Origin of the sequence: Pedobacter frigiditerrae (genome assembly GCF_004331645.1) — a bacterium.
In the GTDB taxonomy this organism is placed as follows: domain Bacteria; phylum Bacteroidota; class Bacteroidia; order Sphingobacteriales; family Sphingobacteriaceae; genus Pedobacter; species Pedobacter frigiditerrae.
In genome coordinates this window covers 142,890-164,002 of the sequence record NZ_SJSK01000008.1, presented here as the reverse complement: position 1 = coordinate 164,002, position 21,113 = coordinate 142,890, and the positions used below count along the sequence as shown (strand labels likewise).

Below are 21,113 nucleotides of genomic sequence, written 5' to 3'. Positions count from 1 at the left end.
TATTGTTAATTTTCTTTTTAGTGATTAAAAATCAGTTTTTTAATCACTAAAAATTATGCTTTTTTTATTTTTTTATTAAAAAAAAGTAAATAAATATTAAATTTTAATGTTTTAGTCATTTTTTTACCTAATTTGGTTTTACGAAAACTTAAAACAAACTAATTATCTCATTTTTATTGTTTTTTTCTCCAAAAAATATGTTTTTTGGAGAAAAAAACAATTTATTTTTCCTTATAATTTATCTATATGGAAAAATAAGGCAGGTTTTAATTGCCAAAAATTTCATTCGCGTTTTTTGCTTTCTGATTTGCTTATGTAGAATAAATTTTCTCAATAATAATTAATCATTAACCCTAAAAACTAAAAGTATGAAAGAAAAACTACTCGTTTTGTTCCTTCTAATTTTGCTGAGTGCATCGGTAAATGCACAACAGAAGACTATTACTGGAAAGATTACAGAAAAAGGAGGGCTTCCCCTTCCAGGAGTTTCCGTTACTGTTCCAGGTACTAGAATTGCCACTCAAACCAATGAAGATGGTGTTTATTCTATTACAGTTCCTAATAATACTACATTGCTTGCATTTCGTTTCTTAGGTTATGTAAGTAAAACTTTAACTATTACCTCAGGTACAATTAATGTGACATTAGAAGAAGATACAAGCACATTAAGTGATGTTGTTGTAACTGGCTATGGGACAGTTAAGAAAAGTGACTTGGTTGGTTCTGTTGTTTCAATTAGAGGCAACCAAATTGCAAATAGGCCTGTTCAAAGTTTTGATCAAGCCTTAGGAGGTAAAGCAGCTGGTGTTCAAATATCAATACCAAATGGTGTGCTTAACAATCCTCCTGTATTTCGTATTCGAGGTACAAACTCAATCTCATTAAGCTCTTACCCGTTAATTATTGTTGACGGTGTTGCGTCTTTTACGGGAGATGTGAGTGGGAGCAATGCAGCGGGTAATGCGCTGTCAAGTATCAATCCCCAGGATATTGAAACCATTGACATATTAAAAGATGCTGCAGCAACTGCAATTTATGGTAGTAGAGCGGCTAATGGTGTAGTTGTAATTACAACTAAAAGAGGAAGAACTGGAAAAGCGACAGTTACTTATGATGGTTGGACGGGTATTGCGAATGTGCAAAGATTGCCAGATATGATGGATGCTTATCAATATACCGACATGAAAAATGAAGGGCTAAGGAATGCGGGCACTTTTAATGCCGCTACTAATGCTTATGCCTTAACTAATGGCCCGGATGGCAATCCAATCAATACAAATTGGTATGACTATGCTTATCGTCAAGGAGTTTCTTACAGTAGTTCACTAAGTGTTTCTGGTGGGTCAGAGTCTACTAATTATTACATGTCGCTTAACTACACCAATCAACAAGGTATAATTGTAAAAAATGACTATAAAAGATTAGGTGTGCTTTTTAATATTGATCATAAAATAAGCAAAACATTAAGTGTAGGTGCTAAATTGCAATATGCTAATGAAGACAACCTGGCTGTTATTAGTTCAGGCTCTCTAGATGGTCAGGCATTTTCTACTGCAGGTCTTGGTCGTGTTGCTTTAGTTAATTCTCCTAACGTTTCACCTTATTCAAATGCTGGTGGTTATAACTTAAGCGGAAATAACTTAGGTATCATGAATAATAAGGTCAGTCAGGTTGGCTTCTATAATCCTGTTGTTCAAATTGATTTGGATAGATCTTACAACTATTTGAATAGAGTTCAATCGAATGCATTTGTGCAGTATAGACCAATTCCAATGGTTACATTAAGGAGCGTTTATGGCATAGATTATCTATATTCTACCAATGATACCTTTGCAAACCCTGTAAATGGTGATGGTTTTGCAGCATTAGGCTCTGCGGGTATGAGTTACAGTCAGAATAAACGTTCAGTTTGGACAACTACAGCGCAAGCAGATAAAACTTTTAATAACGATCATACCTTTTCTTTACTATTAGGTACAGAACAACAAACTACTGTAAATACGTCGTTTGGTGCTGGTAGGTCTGGACTTTCTGATTTAGCTTTTAATGATTTCACTGCTGGTTACACCCAATTTTCTAATACTGGAGGTTTTGGAGAAAACTATTTAGTTTCATTTTTTGGTCGTTTAAACTATGATTATAAAAAGAAATATATAGTTAATGGTACTTTACGACAAGATGAGTATTCTGCATTTGGTCCTGATAAAAAGGCTGGTACATTTTACAGTTTTGGGTTAGGGTATGAGTTAGCTCAGGAGGATTTTTGGAAAAATGGCAAAATTGGTAAAGTTTTTAGCAGTTTTAAATTAAGAGGTAGCTATGGTGAAGTTGGTAACTTTGCCGGTTTAGGCAATTTAGCTCCAAATTCTTACTATAGCCCAGGTTTATTTGGAGGTGCGCCAACATTAAACTTTAGTCAGGCTGGTAATTCTGAGATAGGTTGGGAGACTAGTAAGAAATTAGATGTAGGTGTAAATTTTGGTATCTTAAAAGACAGGATTACCTTCGAATTGGCTTATTATAAAAATGATATCGATGGATTGATATACAATGTTCCTCAAGCTCCATCAGCTGGTTTGCCAAATTCTCCACAAACTAACATTGGTTCTATGTACAATAAAGGTTATGAGTTTACTGCAAATGCGCAGGCAATAACGACTAAGAATTTTAGCTGGTCGTCATCTTTTAACTTTACCTATAATAAAAACGTAATTGAATCACTTACGCCAACAATAACTCAATTTACTTCAACAACATCAGGGTTAGAAACTGCCAATATATCAAGAGTTGGAACGTCGCTAGGAATGATTTATGTTGTAACTACTGCTGGTGTTGACCCTGCAACTGGAAGAAGAATCTATGTTAGCGGTTCTACAGGCAGAAAAATGCTTTATGATCATGCCTCACCTGTGGCAAGCCGCTGGAAATATGAAGATGGGTCTATCGCTCCTGGTATTACTTCTCAAGATCAACAAATCTATGGTAACTCTCAGCCTAAATTCTATGGTGGTTTTAACAATAACTTCAAGTACAAGAATATTGATTTGAGTTTAACCATCACCTATCAAGCAGGATTTTATATTTATAATGGAACTCAAGCGTCAATTATGGACCAACGTTTTTGGAATAACTCTGTAGATATCTTAAATAGGTGGACTACTCCAGGTCAGATTACCTCAGTGCCAAGAGTGGTAGCGGGAGATAATATGTCTAACGGTTCTGCTGTGCCTCTTGATATAAATGTTTATAAGGGGGATTTTATTAAGTTGAGGGATATCTCGATTGGTTATACTGTTCCGGGTAGCTTTCTTACTAAAATGAAGATTGCTTCTGCAAGGGTATTTGTAAGTGGACAAAATTTACTCATCCTTACCAAATACAATGGTACTGACCCTGAAGTTTCATCAAATGGTGGTTCTAATGGTTCTCAAGGTGTTGAGCGTAACTCAGTAGCAAGTGCAAGAGTGTTTACTGCAGGATTAAATTTCAAATTTTAAGATGATTAACATGAAAAGAAAAATAATATATACACTTGCATTGCTAGCTCTTATAGCTACATCATGCAGAAAGGAGTCGAAATTAAATCCAGAATCGGTTAATGCCGTTTCCTTTGAATTTTCTTTTAGCACGCCAGATAGGGTAAAAGCCCAGGTACTCGGAATGTACTCAGGGTTAAAGGCGGGTGATTTTTATGGTGGTAGATACATCGTTTACAACGAAGTAAGGGCAGATAATTATATTAACCTAACAACAAATGCCGTAACAGCTTATCAGGTATGGAATTTTACAACTTCTAATAATGCACAAGAAGTAACAGGGTTATGGGGTGCCGCTTACTCAGTAATTAACAGGTGTAATTTATTTATAGATGGTATGGCTGCTGGTGGCGCTGCAACAGTGGGGCCAGCATTGGCGGCCAATTATGTTGCGGAAGCAAAATTGGTAAGAGCAATTAGTTATTATAGTTTATTGCAATTATACGCTAGGCCATATTGGGATGGAAATGGTAGTAAACCAGGAGTTCCATTAAGATTAAAAGGTAATTCTGTTGCAGGTAATTATGATTTAGCTAGAAATACTGTTGGAGAGGTTTATGCACAGATTATAAAGGATCTAAATGAAGCCGAAACAGCTTTGCCGTTGAATTATACTACTGCATATGATAACACGATTCGTGGTCATAGGAATACAGCAATCGCATTTAAAACAAGGGTGTATTTAAGTATGCAGCGTTACGCAGACGTAATTACAGAAGCTAATAAGATTGTAAGTGCGGCAGCTCCGTTTACCGCAACATCAGGTGTTGCCAATGCACTACAGGCTAATGTGGCTAATGTGTTCAAAACGCCATATACCACTACAGAATCAATTATGTCATCACCTATGAATGCAACTACTGATGTTGTTGGTGGTCAAACGGCATTAGGTTCTTATTTTTTCTCGGTTAGAGAGTTTAAATTAAATGATGCTGGTATTATTGCCGATGCAGGTTGGAAGGCAACGGACACTAGAAGGACATTAATAGGTACGGCTACAATAAGTGGTGTGCCTAGTAAGCTGATGGGTAAGTTTGCAACACCATCGCCTTACATAGATTATGTGCCGATTATTCGTTATGCAGAGGTTTTGCTAAGCTTGGGTGAGGCCATTACAAGAAGCACTAACACAGTTGATGCTAGGGCAATTAGTCTGTTAAATGCAGTTAGGCAGCGTTCTGATGCAACAACTACTTTTACAGCTGTAGATTTTCCAACATCTGCAGATCTTGCCACCGCATTCTTAAAAGAGAGAAATATTGAGTTGCTTGGAGAAGGGTTAAGAAGTCCAGATTTATTGAGACTAGGTTTAGACCTTCCTGCAAAAGGAACCGTATCTTCAGTTCCATCAACCGATAGAAGATATATTTTTCCTATTTCACAGACAGAATTATTATATAACAAATTAATGACGGATAACTAATTCTAGATTTACGTTTAATGAAGTGCCCCGAATTTTCCGGGGCACTTTTATTTAATTGCCATAGATGATGCTTTGTTTGATACGGCAAATTTCACGATAACTCAAGACTGCATATAAATGTTCCAATGGTAATTAGAGGTTAAAACTGCAATAGAAACAGCTTCGAATTACGTATGTATGTTTTCGTTTAAGGCAAAGGTTCCCTTATAGATACGATGCTATCAACCACATAGGCCTTAAACCCCCTCCATGGCAGAGCACCTTTGTATTCTTTATAATGTAACTCGAACATTTTACCACTATTTGCCATCATCTTGTCGGCGACCTCTTCGTTGCCTACCGAGAATTCAAACTCATTAGATTGTACATTTCCAGTGGTTCTAGATTTTAAACCTACTTGAATAATTTTTCCTTCATAGGTTTTAAACAAGTAACCCTTTTTTACAATGTAATTTAGTTCGCCAGCTTTTACGCCTTCTCCAAACACAAAGTAATAACGATAATAAATAACGATGCTTAAAATGAGTACAACAACTATTGTGCTGTAGGCAATAATTTTTTTTCCGATTGTCATGATGTGTTTCTTAGGTATTTAAAAGTAGTAAACAATAATAGATTAATATCAATAATGGCAAACCATTTTAATGCCAACTTAAGCTGACATTAACGGTTAGGTCATTTTAAATCTCTCTACAGTACATTTATAAAAATATTTATAAAAACCTTTCTAATTTTCAATATTTTACCTACATTTGCAACCCCAATAACAGGGAACATTAAACACATCGAGAGGAGGTATTTCTACGTTATGATCATTATTAACATTAAAGACGGCGAATCATTAGATAAAGCGCTTAAACGTTTCAAGAAAAAGTTTGAAAAAACTGGTGTATTGAGAGAACTACGTAGTCGTCAGGCATACGAGAAAAAATCTGTTGCTCGTCGTACAGAAATCAAACATGCTGTTTACATTCAGAACATGAACCAAGAAGGAACTTTATAGTTTTAACTTGTTTAATAGATAAAAAAGTCTCGACGTTTAGTTGGGACTTTTTTTTTGAAAAAAATAATTTGCAATTCATTTTTTTGTATATTGACAAATATTGAATAACGAATAAGGCCTATGCTTATTAGTAGTTTTTTAACCTATTTGCAACATGAGAAGCGTTATTCTCCACATACTGTAAAGTCATATCATACTGATCTATTACAATTCGAGAAGTTTTTGCAAGAGGAATTTGAAACTGATCTCATCTCAGCTCAAACACCACAAGTTAGAAGTTTTGTGGTTTCTTTAATGGACTTGAAAATTTCTGAAAATGCAATTGGACGAAAAATATCATCTCTTCGTAGTTTCTACAAATATCTTTTACGAGAGCAAGCGTTAAAGAAAAATCCAATGTTATTAATTAAGGCACCTAAAGTGCCAAAACGATTGCCCGTGTTTATTGAAGATGCTAAAATGGATTTGCTGTTAGATGGGTTAGATAGCTTTGATGAAAGTTTCTCTAGTCAAAGAGACAAATTGGTATTAGAAATGCTTTTTGGTACTGGCGTTCGTTTAGCAGAATTGTTACTTTTAAAAGAAACTGATGTGAATTTTTACGAGGCAACCATTAAAGTGCTGGGCAAGAGGAATAAAGAACGTATTATCCCATTGCATAGTGAATTGGTCATTCAAATAAAAAATTACATTGAATTAAAATCATTGCAAAAATTTGATAACAAAAGCACTACCTTAATCGTTAGCAATCCTGGCGCCCCAGCCTATCCCAAATTAATATATAGGATAGTAACTAGTTATTTGACATTAATATCAACCCAAGATAAAAAAAGTCCCCATGTTTTGAGGCACTCTTTTGCAACTAGTTTATTGAATAGAGGCGCAGATCTAAATTCGATTAAAGAGTTGTTGGGGCACTCAAGCTTAGCTGCAACACAAGTTTATACACACAATTCAGTAGAACGTTTAAAAACTATATATAAACAAGCCCATCCAAAGGCATAAAAAAGGAGGAAAAATGAAAATTAGAGTACAGTCGATCCATTTCAATGCGGACAAGAAATTATTAGATTTCATTCAGAAAAAAGTAGATAAGTTAGATTTATTCTTTGACCAAATCATAGGGGGCGAGGTTTATTTGAAACTCGAAAATGTAGAAGACGAAGAAAATAAGATATCAGAAATAAAATTAATGGTTCCTGGAGGTACATTATTTGCAAAAGAGCAATGCAAATCATTCGAAGAGGCTACAGATTTGGCTATCGAATCACTAAAAAAACAAATTACCAAGCATAAAGATAAAACAAGAGCAAAATTAAGCGAGCATAAAGCGCTTTTAAATGCAGATGAAGTATCTGATTATTAAGTAGATATTTTTAACATTGAATTATATAAGAATTGACGGAAAGTATTCCGTCAATTTTTTTTTAAAATAAATTTTTTTCAAAGATTAATTATTGTAGATTTGCATTCCATTTCGGAAGGGGCATTGCTTCGGAGTAGAAACGGGTTGTTCTGTGAAAAGTTAAAAAATAAAAAAATGTTAGTTCGATTATATAAAAACACAATTTTTTATATATTTGCGCCACATTAAAAAAAAAGTATAAAAGCCTCCTTAGCTCAGCTGGTAGAGCAACTGACTTGTAATCAGTAGGTCATTGGTTCGATCCCGATAGGAGGCTCTTTTTATTTACGATGGTAAATTTTCGACTTTAGATTGAGCGCAAGTTCAGTCATAATTCGTAAATCTAAAATCTAAAATAAAAAGCGGGGGGATTCCAGAGCGGCCAAATGGGACAGACTGTAACTCTGTTATCGCAAGATTTCGAAGGTTCGAATCCTTCTCCCCCCACAATCTGATTTTAGATTGTAGATTAACGATTTTGGATTGATAGATTTCAATTGTAATTCGTAAATCAAAAATTGTAAATCAAAAAGCGGAAGTAGCTCAGTTGGTAGAGCGATAGCCTTCCAAGCTATAGGTCGCGAGTTCGAACCTCGTCTTCCGCTCTTAAAAGAGTGAGCAGTTGGCGGTTAACAGTTGACAGTTTGAACTGAAAACTGAAAATTGGTTACTGAAAACTAAAAAAGCCGACTTAGCTCAGCGGTAGAGCACTTCCTTGGTAAGGAAGAGGTCATGGGTTCAATTCCCATAGTTGGCTCTAAAAAGAATAAAGAATAAATACTTTGTTAAATCTGTTTAAAATGCAGAATGAGCAAGGTTTTTTGTATTGAAATTGTATCAAAACAATAAATAAATAAAAAAGTTAACCTACTAATAAGTATAAAAACATGGCAAAAGAAAAGTTTGACCGCAGCAAGCCGCACTTAAATATCGGCACTATCGGTCACGTTGACCACGGTAAAACAACCTTAACAGCAGCTATCACTAAAGTGTTATCTGATGCTGGTTTATCTGAGGCGCGTTCATTTGATTCGATTGACTCTGCTCCAGAGGAAAAAGAAAGAGGTATCACAATTAACACGGCTCACGTTGAGTATTCAACAGCTAACCGTCACTATGCCCACGTTGACTGTCCAGGTCACGCGGATTATGTGAAAAACATGGTTACTGGTGCGGCTCAAATGGATGGTGCTATCATTGTGGTAGCAGCTACAGATGGTCCAATGCCACAAACTCGCGAGCACATTCTATTGGCTCGTCAGGTAGGTGTTCCTTCATTAGTTGTTTTCATGAACAAAGTTGATATGGTGGATGATCCAGAATTACTAGAATTAGTAGAGATGGAAGTTCGTGAATTATTATCTTTCTATGATTTCCCTGGTGATGATATTCCTGTAATTCAAGGTTCAGCTCTTGGTGGCTTGAACGGTGATGCTAAATGGGTAGCAAAAATTATGGAATTAATGGATGCTGTAGATAGCTACATTCCAATTCCTCCACGTTTAACTGAACTTCCATTCTTAATGCCTGTTGAAGATGTATTCTCTATCACTGGTCGTGGTACTGTTGCAACTGGTCGTATTGAGCGTGGTGTAATCAACTCTGGTGATCCAGTTGAAATCTTAGGTATGGGTGCTGAGAACTTAAAATCTACAGTAACTGGAGTTGAGATGTTCCGTAAGATCCTAGATTACGGTGAAGCAGGTGATAACGTAGGTTTATTATTACGTGGTATTGAGAAAACTGATATCAAACGTGGTATGGTAATTTGTAAACCAGGTTCAGTAACTCCTCACGCTGATTTTAAAGCTGAGATCTATGTATTATCAAAAGCAGAAGGTGGACGTCACACTCCATTTTTTAACAAATACCGTCCACAATTCTATTTCCGTACCACAGATGTAACTGGTGAAATTTCATTAGCTGAAGGAACTGAAATGGTAATGCCAGGTGATAACGTTACAATCTCTGTAAAATTGATTTCTCCTATCGCAATGGAAAAAGGTCTACGTTTCGCTATCCGTGAAGGTGGTAGAACTGTAGGTGCTGGTCAGGTAACTGAAATTGTAAAATAAGGGTTAGCCCTTCAAATATCACAATTAGCTAATTAGCAAATTCGCTGATTAGCTAATTGTGTCTACGGGAATAGTTCAATGGTAGAATAGAGGTCTCCAAAACCTTTGATCAGGGTTCGAATCCTTGTTCCCGTGCTTTTAAAAGATATAATATGGCTGGTGTAGTTCAATTTATTAAAGAATCATACGAAGAAATGACCCAGAAGGTAACTTGGCCTACTTGGGGAGATTTGCAAAATTCTGCAGTATTGGTTTTGGTAGCATCATTAATTATTGCATTAGTTGTATTTGCAATGGACAAAGGAGCTAATTATATATTAGAAACTTTTTATAATTCACTTTCTAAATAGAATACTAGATGAACGATCAGTTAAAGTGGTATGTAGTTAGAGCGGTAAGTGGTAAAGAGAAGAAAGTAAAACAGTACATAGATTCTGAAATTAGCCGTTTAGGTCTTTCTCATTTAGTTCCTCAAGTATTAATCCCGATGGAGAAATACTATCAAATGAAAGAGGGAAAGAAAATTGCAAAGGAGCGTAACTTTTATCCTGGTTATGTTTTAATCGAAGCAATTCTTGATGGGGAGTTAGAGCATGTTATTAAAGGTGTAAATAGTGTAATTGGATTTTTAGGCGACAAAGCCGGAAATGCAATTCCGATGCGCCAAGCAGAAGTTAACCGTATTCTAGGTAAGGTTGATGAAATGAGCCAACAAGCTGAAACAATGAACATCGCCTATTATGTTGGTGAGAATGTTAAAGTAATGGACGGACCATTTAACGGGTTTACCGGAGTTATTGAAGAGGTTAACGAAGAAAAGAAAAAATTGAAAGTAATGGTTAAAATCTTCGGACGTAAAACTCCACTAGAGCTTAACTATATGCAAGTAGAGAAGGAATAAAATTTATTTTAAAAAATATATTTGAGGACTGCAAGATTATTCATATCTTTGCAGTCCTTTTGGTTTTATGTGTTTAGGTTATCATGTTAAAAGAGGCTGTAGTCTCAATTCTCATATCTCAAATTCTCATACCCAATAGGATATCAAAATGTTACATGCTTCCAATATTTAACATTGAGTATTACAATTAACAAATCAGAAAATGGCAAAAGAAGTCGGCGCACTTGTTAAATTACAAATCAAAGGCGGAGCTGCAAACCCATCACCACCAGTAGGACCTGCATTAGGTGCTAAAGGTGTTAATATTATGGAGTTTTGTAAACAATTCAATGCTCGTACCCAAGATAAGCCAGGTAAAGTATTACCAGTTGTGATTACTGTATATGTGGACAAGTCTTTCGAATTTATCATCAAAACCCCTCCGGTTGCTATCCAATTATTGGAAGCTACTAAATTAACGAGTGGTTCTGCTGAGCCCAACCGTAAGAAAGTTGGTTCGGTGACTTGGGATCAAGTTAAGTCAATTGCTGAAGATAAGATGACTGATTTAAATTCATTCACTATCGAATCTGCTATGAAAATGGTAGCGGGTACAGCACGCAGTATGGGAATCATCGTTAGTGGTGATGCACCCTGGACAAATTAATTAACAAAAAACAGTTTACAACAGTGGCGAAATTAACAAAAAATCAAAAACTGGCACACGCTAAACTAGAAATCGGTAAATCGTATTCTTTACAGGATGCGGCTGCTTTGGTAAAAGAGATTACTACAACTAAATTTGATGCATCGGTTGATATCGATGTGAGTTTAGGTGTAGATCCACGTAAAGCCAATCAAATGGTACGTGGTATAGCTACTTTACCTCACGGTACAGGTAAAACTGTACGTGTTTTAGTTCTTTGTACTCCTGATAAGGAAGAAGAGGCTAAAGCTGCAGGTGCAGATTTCGTAGGTTTAGACGAATATGTGGCAAAGATTGAAGGTGGTTGGACAGATGTTGACATTATTATCACTACTCCTGCTTGTATGGCAAAAGTAGGTAAACTGGGCCGCGTTTTAGGTCCACGTAACCTTATGCCAAACCCAAAATCAGGTACAGTTACCAACGAAGTTGGAAAAGCTGTGACTGACGTAAAAGGCGGTAAGATTGATTTTAAAGTTGACAAAACTGGTATCATCCATGCTTCAATAGGAAAAGTATCATTCTCAGCAGAGAAAATATATGAAAACGCGTTGGAAGTACTTCAAACGATTTCAAAATTAAAACCTTCTGCTGCAAAAGGAACTTATTTTAAAAGCATTCACGTGTCTTCTACAATGAGTCCTGGAATTGCAATCGAAACTAAATCAGTAGCGGGGATCTAATTATGAACAGAGAAGAAAAACAAGAAGTAGTTTTAGCTCTACAAGAGAAAATGCAAGAGTATGGCAATTTTTACATTGCTGATACGTCAGGCTTATCTGTTGAGAAAGTAAATAACATCCGTCGCAAATGTTTCGAAAGTGGTATCGAAATGAAAGTTGCAAAAAATACATTAATCAAAATTGCGATTGATGGATTAGAAGGCGACTCGTCTGAGATACACGCAGCATTAAAAGGTCAATCGGCTTTATTATTTTCAAAAGTAGGAAATGCACCAGCTAAGCTGATCAAATCTCTAAGAAAAGGTAAAGAAACGAAACCAGCGCTTAAAGGTGCTTATATCGATACAGCAATATTTGTTGGTGATAACCAATTAGATGCATTAGTAAGTCTTAAATCAAGAGAAGAACTTATTGGCGAAATCATTGGATTATTACAATCACCAGCTAAAAATGTTGTTTCGGCATTACAATCTGGCGGTAACAAAATTGCAGGTATTGTTAAAACACTACAAGAAAGAGGTTAACGAACACCTTAAGTTCGGAATTAAACAAAAATATTTTTACGTAAATTTTTAAAATCTTAATAAAATGGCAGATTTAAAAGCGTTTGCTGAGCAATTGGTAAACTTAACAGTTAAAGAAGTTAACGAATTAGCTCAAATCTTAAAAGACGAGTATGGTATCGAACCAGCTGCTGCGGCGGTTGCTGTTGCAGGTCCTGCTGCTGGTGGCGAAGCTGCTGCAGTTGAAGAAAAAACTACTTTCGATGTAATATTGAAAGAAGCTGGTGGTGCTAAATTAGCAGTTGTTAAATTAGTGAAAGACTTAACTGGTTTAGGTTTGAAAGAAGCTAAAGACTTAGTTGATGGTGCACCAAAAGAATTAAAAACTGGTGTTGCTAAAGACGAAGCAGAAGCTTTGAAAAAACAATTAGAAGAAGCTGGAGCTGTAGTTGAGATTAAGTAATCACTTAATTTTAACGAACCTTTAAGAATAAGACTCCGACTGTTAAGTCGGAGTCTATTCCCGTTTATAAACATTTCATCTTGTTTGGTTGGTGATCTGTTTAAAGGCAAACCAAACTAATAGTTTATTCTTAAACTAAATTAAATTTAGTCCCTTGGCAAGTAAAGTCGTAGACCAAAGAGTAAATTTTGCACGTAGTAAGCATATCATAGATTATCCAGATTTTCTGGATGTGCAGTTGCAATCATTTAGAGAATTTTTTCAGATAGAAACAACTTCAGATAACCGTCACACAGAAGGTTTATTTAAAGTATTTGCTGAAAATTTCCCAATCACAGATTCTAGAAACATATTCGTTTTAGAATTTTTAGATTATTTTATTGACCCACCACGTTATGACATTCCTGAATGTATTGACCGTGGGTTAACTTACAGTGTTCCGTTAAAGGCAAAGCTTAAACTTTCTTGTAACGATGCAGAACACGAGGATTTTGAAACCATCATTCAAGATGTATATTTAGGAACCATACCTTATATGACTCCTAAAGGTACGTTTGTGATTAACGGTGCAGAACGTGTAATTGTTTCTCAATTGCACAGGTCTCCAGGTGTGTTCTTCGGCCAAAGCCGTCACACAAATGGAACTAAATTGTATTCTGCTCGTGTGATTCCTTTCAAAGGTTCTTGGATTGAGTTTGCTACAGATGTTAACAACGTAATGTATGCTTACATCGACCGTAAGAAAAAATTCCCGGTAACCACCTTATTGCGTGCAATCGGTTATGATTCTGATAAAGACATCTTAGAATTGTTTGATCTTGCTGACGAAGTAAAAGTTAGTAAATCAGGTTTAAAGAAGTATACAGGACGTAAACTGGCTGCAAGAGTTTTAAGAAAATGGACAGAAGATTTTGTAGATGAGGATACAGGTGAAGTTGTTTCTATAGATCGTAATGAAGTTATCTTAGATAGGGATACCGTTCTTGAAGACGACCATATCGATATGATCATCGATGCGGGTGTTAAAACTATTATCTTATCTAAAGATGATGGTGCATCTCAAGCTGATTATACCATTATATACAATACTTTACAAAAAGATACTTCAAACTCTGAAAAAGAGGCTGTTGAAAACATCTATCGTGCTTTGCGTAACGCAGAACCACCTGATGAGGAAACTGCAAGAGGTATCATTGAGCGTTTATTCTTCTCAGATAAACGTTATGACTTAGGTGATGTGGGTAGATACCGTATTAACCGTAAGTTAAAAATGGATACTCCAGATCATGTGAAAGTATTAACTAAAGCAGATATTATTGCTATTGTTAAATACTTGATCAAATTGATTAACTCTAAAGAAGAAGTGGATGATATTGATCACTTGTCTAACCGTCGTGTTCGTACAGTAGGTGAGCAATTATATGCGCAATTCGGTGTTGGTTTAGCTCGTATGGCTAGAACTATCCGTGAGCGTATGAACATTCGTGATAATGAGGTGTTTACGCCAACAGATTTGATTAATGCCCGTACTTTATCGTCGGTTATTAATTCATTCTTTGGTACTAACCAATTATCTCAGTTCATGGATCAAACCAATCCTTTGGCAGAGATTACACACAAACGTCGTTTGTCAGCTTTAGGCCCAGGTGGTTTATCACGTGAGCGTGCTGGTTTCGAGGTTCGTGACGTTCACTATACTCACTATGGTCGTTTATGTACCATTGAAACTCCAGAGGGACCAAACATTGGTTTGATTTCATCACTATGTGTACACGCTAAAATTAACAATTTAGGTTTCATCGAAACTCCTTATAAAATTGTTGAGAATGGTGTTGTGGCAATGGATAAAGATGTAATCTATCTTTCTGCTGAAGATGAGGATGGTAAAACTATCGCACAAGCAAATGCTGAGTATGATGAAAAAGGAAACTTTACTACTGCTCGTGTTAAAGCTCGTTACGAAGGTGACTTCCCGATCATTGAGCCTGAGAAATTGGACTTAATGGATATTGCTCCTAACCAAATTACCTCTATCGCTGCTTCATTAATTCCTTTCTTGGAACATGATGATGCGAACAGGGCTTTGATGGGATCGAACATGCAACGTCAGGCTGTACCATTGTTACGTCCTGAGGCTCCAATTGTTGGTACAGGTTTAGAAGGTCGCGTTGCTCGTGACTCAAGAACTTTGATCAATGCAGAAGGTGATGGTGTTGTAGAATATGTAGATGCTAACGAAATCACAATTAAATATGTACGTAACGATGGAGATCGTTTAGTATCATTTGAAGGTGATAGCAAAACTTATAAATTAATCAAGTTCAAAAAGACCAACCAGAATACTTGTATCAACTTAAAACCAATTGTTAAGAAAGGTCAGAAAGTTGTTAAAGGTCAAGTACTTTGTGAAGGTTATGCAACTGAAAATGGAGAGTTGGCATTAGGGAGAAACTTAAAAGTTGCTTTCATGCCTTGGCAAGGATATAACTTTGAGGATGCGATTGTAATTAACGAGCGCATTGTTAGGGATGATATTTTTACCTCTTTACACATTGAAGAGTTTGAATTGGAAGTACGTGATACAAAACGTGGAGAAGAGGAATTAACACCAGATATCCCTAACGTTTCTGAAGAAGCTACTAAAGATTTAGATGAAAACGGTATCATCCGTATTGGTGCTGAAGTAAAAGAAGGCGATATCCTAATTGGTAAAATTACACCAAAAGGAGAGTCTGATCCTTCACCAGAAGAGAAATTACTTCGTGCAATCTTTGGTGATAAAGCCGGTGATGTTAAAGATGCTTCATTAAAAACTCCACCTTCAATTAAAGGTGTGGTAATTGATACTAAATTATTCTCAAGAGCTAAGAAAACTACTAAAGCAGAAGAAAAATCGGCTATTGAGAAATTAGATAAGAGATATAATTTAGCTACAGAGAACCTTAAAAACGAGTTAGTTGATAAATTGTTCCAAATCGTTAACGGTAAAACATCTCAAGGTGTATTTAACGTTTACAAGGAAATGTTAATCGCTAAAGGTGCTAAGTTTACTCAGAAAATATTAGCAGACCTAGAGTATGCTCATATTAACCCATACAAATGGACAACTGATGATGATAAAAACGATCAAATCAAGTTGTTGTTACATAACTATGGTATCCGTGTAAACGAAGAATTAGGTGCTTACAAACGCGATAAATTTGCAATTAGTGTTGGTGATGAGTTACCATCAGGAATTGTTCAAATGGCGAAAGTTTATGTAGCTAAAAAACGTAAATTAAAAGTAGGTGATAAGATGGCTGGTCGTCACGGTAATAAGGGTATTGTTGCTCGTATTGTACGTGATGAAGATATGCCATTCTTAGAAGATGGAACACCAGTTGATATCGTGTTGAACCCATTGGGTGTACCTTCACGTATGAACTTGGGTCAGATCTACGAAACTGTATTAGCTTGGGCTGGTAAAGAATTGGGTGTAAAATTTGCAACTCCAATTTTTGATGGTGCTAAATCTGATGAGGTTGAAGAGTGGATTGCTAAGGCAGGTGTACCAGCTTCTGGTAGAACTTACTTACACAATGGTTTAACGGGTGAGAAGTTTGATCAGCCAACTACAGTAGGTATTATTTATATGCTTAAACTGGGTCACATGGTTGATGATAAGATGCACGCTCGTTCTATCGGACCATACTCATTAATTACACAACAACCATTGGGTGGTAAAGCTCAATTCGGGGGTCAGCGTTTTGGTGAGATGGAGGTTTGGGCATTAGAGGCATTTGGTGCAGCTAATATCCTACAAGAGATCTTAACAGTTAAATCTGATGATGTTATTGGAAGAGCCAAAACTTACGAAGCCATCGTTAAAGGCGAAAACCTACCAACTCCAGGTGTACCAGAATCATTTAATGTATTGGTACATGAGTTACGCGGTTTAGGTTTAGATATTACGTTAGACTAAATAGTATTCAGTATAAAGTATTTAGTAGTTAGATAAAAGCTAAGCGCCAAGTCTAATTACTAACTACTAACGACTAAGTACTCAAAACAAAAGAGCTATGTCTTACAAAAAGGATAATAAATTAAAAAGCAATTTCACCTCGATTACCATTAGCTTGGCATCGCCTGAGAATATTTTAGAGCGTTCAAGTGGTGAGGTGTTAAAACCTGAGACTATCAATTATCGTACTTACAAACCAGAACGTGATGGTTTGTTTTGCGAGCGTATTTTTGGTCCAGTAAAAGATTACGAATGTCACTGTGGTAAATACAAACGTATCCGTTATAAAGGTATTGTTTGTGACCGTTGTGGTGTTGAGGTAACTGAGAAAAAAGTACGTAGAGAGCGTATGGGTCACATCAACTTGGTGGTGCCTGTTGCGCATATCTGGTATTTCCGTTCTTTACCTAACAAAATCGGTTATCTTTTAGGTTTACCTACCAAAAGACTAGATTTGATCATTTACTACGAGCGTTATGTAGTAATTCAATCTGGTTTAATGGCAGATCAAGGTATCAACTATATGGACTTCTTAACTGAGGAAGAATATTTAGATATCTTAGATAAATTACCTAAAGAAAATCAATATTTAGACGATAAAGATCCTAATAAATTCGTTGCCAAAATGGGAGCTGAAGCATTAGAAGATTTATTAAAACGTATTGATTTAGATAGCTTATCATACAATTTACGTCACCAAGCTGCTAACGAAACTTCTCAACAACGTAAAAATGAGGCGTTAAAACGTCTTCAAGTTGTTGAAGCTTTCCGTGGTGCTAGAACTCGTATTGAGAATAACCCAGAGTGGATGATCATTAAAATCGTTCCTGTTATTCCACCAGAATTACGTCCTTTAGTACCATTAGAAGGTGGTCGTTTTGCAACTTCAGATTTGAACGATTTATATCGTCGTGTAATTATCCGTAACAACCGTTTAAAACGTTTGATTGAGATTAAGGCACCAGAAGTTATTTTACGTAACGAGAAACGTATGTTACAGGAAGCTGTAGATTCGTTATTTGATAACTCACGTAAAGTAAATGCTGTTAAAACTGAAGGTAACAGAGCATTAAAATCTCTATCCGATATTTTAAAAGGTAAACAAGGTCGTTTCCGTCAGAACTTACTAGGTAAACGTGTGGATTATTCTGCTCGTTCGGTAATTGTTGTAGGACCAAACCTTAAACTACACGAGTGTGGTTTACCTAAAGATATGGCTGCTGAGCTTTTCAAACCGTTTATTATTCGCAAGATGATTGAACGTGGAATTGTGAAAACAGTTAAATCTGCTAAGAAAATTGTAGATAGAAAAGACCCATTAGTTTGGGATATTCTTGAAAACGTATTAAAAGGACACCCAGTGTTGCTTAACCGTGCACCTACGTTGCACAGATTAGGTATCCAGTCTTTCCAACCACGTTTAATTGAAGGGAAAGCTATTCAATTACACCCATTAGTTTGTACTGCATTTAACGCGGATTTTGATGGTGACCAGATGGCGGTGCATTTACCTTTAGGTCATGCAGCAATTTTGGAAGCCCAAGTTCTAATGTTAGCAGCTCACAATATTCTAAACCCTGCAAATGGCACACCGATTACGGTTCCATCTCAGGATATGGTTTTGGGTCTTTATTATATTACTAAAGGCCGTAGAACTGATGCTGGTCGTGTTGTTAAAGGACAAGATTCATCATTCTATTCTCCAGAAGAAGTTATCATTGCTTACAACGAGAAGAAAATTGATTTACACGCTTTCATTAAAGTGAAAGTTAACGTAAAACAAGAGGATGGAACGATTGTAAATAAATTAACTGAAACTACTGTTGGTAGAGTATTGTTTAACCAAATGGTGCCAGAAGAAGTGGGTTATATCAATGAGCTATTAACTAAAAAATCTTTAAGAGATATTATTGGTGAAGTAGTGAAAATGACTGGTATGGCTCGTTCTGCAAGATTCCTTGATGATATCAAAGAACTTGGATTTAGAATGGCATTCCAAGGTGGATTATCGTTTAACTTACAAGATGTTAACATTCCGGTAGAGAAACATACTTTATTGGAACAAGCAGCTGGTGAAGTTGAAGAGGTAAGAAACAACTATAACATGGGTTTTATTACCAACAACGAACGTTACAACCAAATTATCGATATCTGGACTCGTATTAACAACCGTTTAACTACGTTTGTAATGAACCAATTGTCTAGCGATAACCAAGGTTTCAACTCTGTTTATATGATGCTTGACTCTGGAGCCCGTGGTTCTAAGGAGCAAATTCGTCAGTTAGCAGGTATGCGTGGTTTGATGGCTAAACCTCAAAAATCTGGTTCAGGTGGTGAGATTATCGAAAACCCGATTTTATCTAACTTTAAAGAAGGATTATCGGTATTGGAATACTTTATATCTACTCACGGTGCTCGTAAAGGTTTGGCGGATACAGCGTTAAAAACAGCAGATGCTGGTTACTTAACTCGTCGTTTACATGACGTTGCGCAAGATATGATTGTTAACGCTGTAGATTGTGGTACTTTAAGAGGTATGTACACTACTGCATTAAAAGACAATGAAGATGTCGTTGAACCATTGTATGACAGAATTTTAGGTCGTATTTCACTTCATGATGTGTTTAATCCTTTAGATGGTAAATTGTTGGTTTCTGCAGGAGAAGATATTTCTGAAGAAATTGCAAAAACGATTGAAGAATCTCCATTAGAAGGTATTGAAATTCGTTCGGTATTAACTTGCGAAAATAAACGTGGTGTTTGTGCATTATGTTATGGACGTAACTTAGCATCCGGTAAACGTGTTCAAAGAGGTGAAGCTGTTGGTGTAATTGCTGCACAGTCTATCGGTGAGCCGGGTACACAGTTAACCTTACGTACATTCCACGTGGGTGGTACTGCATCAAACATTGCTGCAGAATCTCAGATCAATGCTAAATTTGACGGTGTTATCGAATTTGAAAACTTACGTACTGTACCAACTACTACAGAAGATGGTGTAGTTGATATCGTATTGGGTCGTTCTGGTGAGTTTAAAATTACTGAACCAGGTACTGGTAAAGTAATTGTAACTAACAACATTCCTTATGGTGCATTCTTATTCGTTAAAGAAGGAGACAAAATCTCTAAAGGCGATAAGATTTGTTCATGGGATCCATACAACGCAGTTATTATTTCAGAGTTTGCAGGTAAAATTCATTTCGATGCAATTGTAGAAGGTGTAACCTTCCGTGAAGAGTCTGATGAGCAAACTGGTCACCGTGAAAAAGTTATTATCGATACACGTGATAAAACTAAAAATCCGGCTATTCAAGTAGTTGATAAAAAAGGTGAACTGATCAGGAATTATAACATTCCAGTAGGTGCTCACATCGCTATTGAAGAAGGTGAAGCAGTTCAAACTGGTCAGATTTTAGTTAAGATACCTCGTGCTACTGGAAAAACAAGAGATATTACGGGTGGTTTACCACGTGTAACTGAGTTATTCGAAGCACGTAACCCATCTAACCCGGCTGTAGTAACTGAGATTGATGGTGTGGTAACTTTAGGTGGTGTTAAACGTGGTAATCGTGAGATGACTATTGAATCTAAAGACGGAGAAGTTAAAAAATATCTAGTTCCATTGTCTAAACACATTTTGGTACAGGATAACGACTTTGTGAAAGCAGGTATGCCATTATCTGATGGATCAATTTCTCCAGCTGATATTTTAGCTATTAAAGGCCCTGCGGCTGTACAAGAATACTTAGTAAATGGTATCCAAGAGGTTTACCGTTTACAAGGTGTGAAAATTAACGATAAACACTTCGAGGTAATTGTACACCAAATGATGCAGAAAGTTCATATCGAAGATCCGGGTGATACTCGTTTCTTAGAAAATGATTCTGTTGATAGATGGGACTTTATGGTTGAGAACGATGAAATTTATGACAAAAAAGTTGTTGTAGAAGCAGGGGACTCAGAAACAGTAAAACCAGGTCAAATTCTTTCTCTACGTAAATTAAGAGATGAAAATTCTCAATTGAAACGTAAAGATTTGAAACAGATTGAAGTACGTGATGCACAACCAGCAACAGCGAGTTCAATTTTGCAAGGTATTACTAGAGCTTCATTGGGTACCAAATCATTTATCTCTGCGGCATCATTCCAGGAAACTACTAAAGTACTGAATGAGGCAGCAATTGCAGGTAAACGTGATAATATGTTAGGCTTAAAAGAAAACGTTATTGTTGGTCACTTGATTCCTTCAGGTACTGGTGTTCGTGGATATGAGCGTATCATTGTTGGTTCTCAAGAAGAATACGATAAATTATTAGCTTCGAAACAAGAAGAAGAGGAAGTAGAAGCTTAATCCCTAAATTCCCTAAAGGGGAATTATAATCAAAATCCCTAGTGTTAATTCGCTAGGGATTTTTTTGTACCCAATAACCCTTAGT

General features: G+C 36.2%; 15 protein-coding genes and 5 tRNA genes. 19 read left to right on the top strand and 1 reads right to left on the bottom strand.

Annotated elements, in window-relative coordinates:
- Window positions 1-368: 368 nt before the first annotated feature.
- Both EZ428_RS22760 and EZ428_RS22755 read left to right on the top strand, forming a co-directional pair.
- A complete protein-coding gene (locus EZ428_RS22760) occupies window positions 369-3,497 on the top strand; it encodes a SusC/RagA family TonB-linked outer membrane protein (RefSeq protein ID WP_131555648.1) in 3,129 nt (1,042 codons plus the stop codon).
- 10 nt (window positions 3,498-3,507) lie between these two features.
- On the top strand, window positions 3,508-4,959 hold the full coding sequence (locus EZ428_RS22755; protein ID WP_131555647.1) for a RagB/SusD family nutrient uptake outer membrane protein: 1,452 nt from the start codon (window positions 3,508-3,510) through the stop codon (window positions 4,957-4,959).
- Between the two features lie 187 nt (window positions 4,960-5,146).
- On the opposite strand, the gene EZ428_RS22750 is transcribed toward EZ428_RS22755, so the two are convergent.
- The gene (locus EZ428_RS22750; protein ID WP_131555646.1) at window positions 5,147-5,533 is read right to left on the bottom strand and encodes a hypothetical protein; all 387 of its coding nucleotides are present in this window, start codon (window positions 5,531-5,533) and stop codon (window positions 5,147-5,149) included.
- 234 nt (window positions 5,534-5,767) lie between these two features.
- Here EZ428_RS22750 and rpsU point away from each other — a divergent pair, with 234 nt between their 5' ends.
- The 17 genes from rpsU to rpoC all read left to right on the top strand — a co-directional run bounded on the left by rpsU (window position 5,768) and on the right by rpoC (window position 21,028).
- Complete coding sequence (gene rpsU / locus EZ428_RS22745; protein ID WP_055132547.1) at window positions 5,768-5,962, top strand: 30S ribosomal protein S21; 195 nt, start codon at window positions 5,768-5,770, stop codon at window positions 5,960-5,962.
- Window positions 5,963-6,082: 120 nt separating this feature from the next.
- On the top strand, window positions 6,083-6,967 hold the full coding sequence (locus EZ428_RS22740) for a tyrosine-type recombinase/integrase (protein WP_131555645.1): 885 nt from the start codon (window positions 6,083-6,085) through the stop codon (window positions 6,965-6,967).
- A gap of 13 nt (window positions 6,968-6,980) precedes the next feature.
- A complete protein-coding gene (hpf, locus tag EZ428_RS22735) occupies window positions 6,981-7,328 on the top strand; it encodes a ribosome hibernation-promoting factor, HPF/YfiA family (RefSeq protein WP_131555644.1) in 348 nt (115 codons plus the stop codon).
- Between the two features lie 243 nt (window positions 7,329-7,571).
- Window positions 7,572-7,644, top strand: a tRNA-Thr gene (locus EZ428_RS22730).
- An 87-nt stretch (window positions 7,645-7,731) separates the two neighbouring features.
- A tRNA-Tyr gene (locus tag EZ428_RS22725) sits at window positions 7,732-7,814 on the top strand.
- 85 nt (window positions 7,815-7,899) lie between these two features.
- Window positions 7,900-7,972: transfer RNA gene (locus tag EZ428_RS22720), tRNA-Gly, on the top strand.
- An 80-nt stretch (window positions 7,973-8,052) separates the two neighbouring features.
- Window positions 8,053-8,124, top strand: a tRNA-Thr gene (locus EZ428_RS22715).
- 130 nt (window positions 8,125-8,254) lie between these two features.
- Entirely contained in the window at window positions 8,255-9,442 is a 1,188-nt protein-coding gene (gene tuf, locus EZ428_RS22710; protein ID WP_131555643.1) for an elongation factor Tu, read from the top strand.
- Between the two features lie 64 nt (window positions 9,443-9,506).
- Window positions 9,507-9,577 (top strand) — tRNA-Trp (locus EZ428_RS22705).
- Between the two features lie 17 nt (window positions 9,578-9,594).
- Complete coding sequence (gene secE / locus EZ428_RS22700) at window positions 9,595-9,792, top strand: preprotein translocase subunit SecE (protein ID WP_131555642.1); 198 nt, start codon at window positions 9,595-9,597, stop codon at window positions 9,790-9,792.
- 8 nt (window positions 9,793-9,800) lie between these two features.
- On the top strand, window positions 9,801-10,343 hold the full coding sequence (gene nusG / locus EZ428_RS22695) for a transcription termination/antitermination protein NusG (protein WP_131555641.1): 543 nt from the start codon (window positions 9,801-9,803) through the stop codon (window positions 10,341-10,343).
- A 202-nt stretch (window positions 10,344-10,545) separates the two neighbouring features.
- Complete coding sequence (rplK, locus tag EZ428_RS22690) at window positions 10,546-10,989, top strand: 50S ribosomal protein L11 (RefSeq protein WP_131555640.1); 444 nt, start codon at window positions 10,546-10,548, stop codon at window positions 10,987-10,989.
- A 23-nt stretch (window positions 10,990-11,012) separates the two neighbouring features.
- Window positions 11,013-11,711, top strand: a complete 699-nt coding sequence (rplA, locus tag EZ428_RS22685) for a 50S ribosomal protein L1 (RefSeq protein ID WP_055132255.1) — start codon at window positions 11,013-11,015, stop codon at window positions 11,709-11,711.
- Window positions 11,712-11,713: 2 nt separating this feature from the next.
- Window positions 11,714-12,235 (top strand): 50S ribosomal protein L10, encoded by a 522-nt coding sequence (gene rplJ / locus EZ428_RS22680; RefSeq protein ID WP_131555639.1) that lies wholly within the window; start codon window positions 11,714-11,716, stop codon window positions 12,233-12,235.
- A 64-nt stretch (window positions 12,236-12,299) separates the two neighbouring features.
- Entirely contained in the window at window positions 12,300-12,677 is a 378-nt protein-coding gene (rplL, locus tag EZ428_RS22675; RefSeq protein WP_131555638.1) for a 50S ribosomal protein L7/L12, read from the top strand.
- Window positions 12,678-12,831: 154 nt separating this feature from the next.
- Window positions 12,832-16,638, top strand: coding sequence for a DNA-directed RNA polymerase subunit beta (gene rpoB / locus EZ428_RS22670; protein WP_131555637.1), 3,807 nt, complete (start codon window positions 12,832-12,834; stop codon window positions 16,636-16,638).
- A gap of 97 nt (window positions 16,639-16,735) precedes the next feature.
- A complete protein-coding gene (rpoC, locus tag EZ428_RS22665; protein WP_131555636.1) occupies window positions 16,736-21,028 on the top strand; it encodes a DNA-directed RNA polymerase subunit beta' in 4,293 nt (1,430 codons plus the stop codon).
- Window positions 21,029-21,113: the final 85 nt, after the last annotated feature.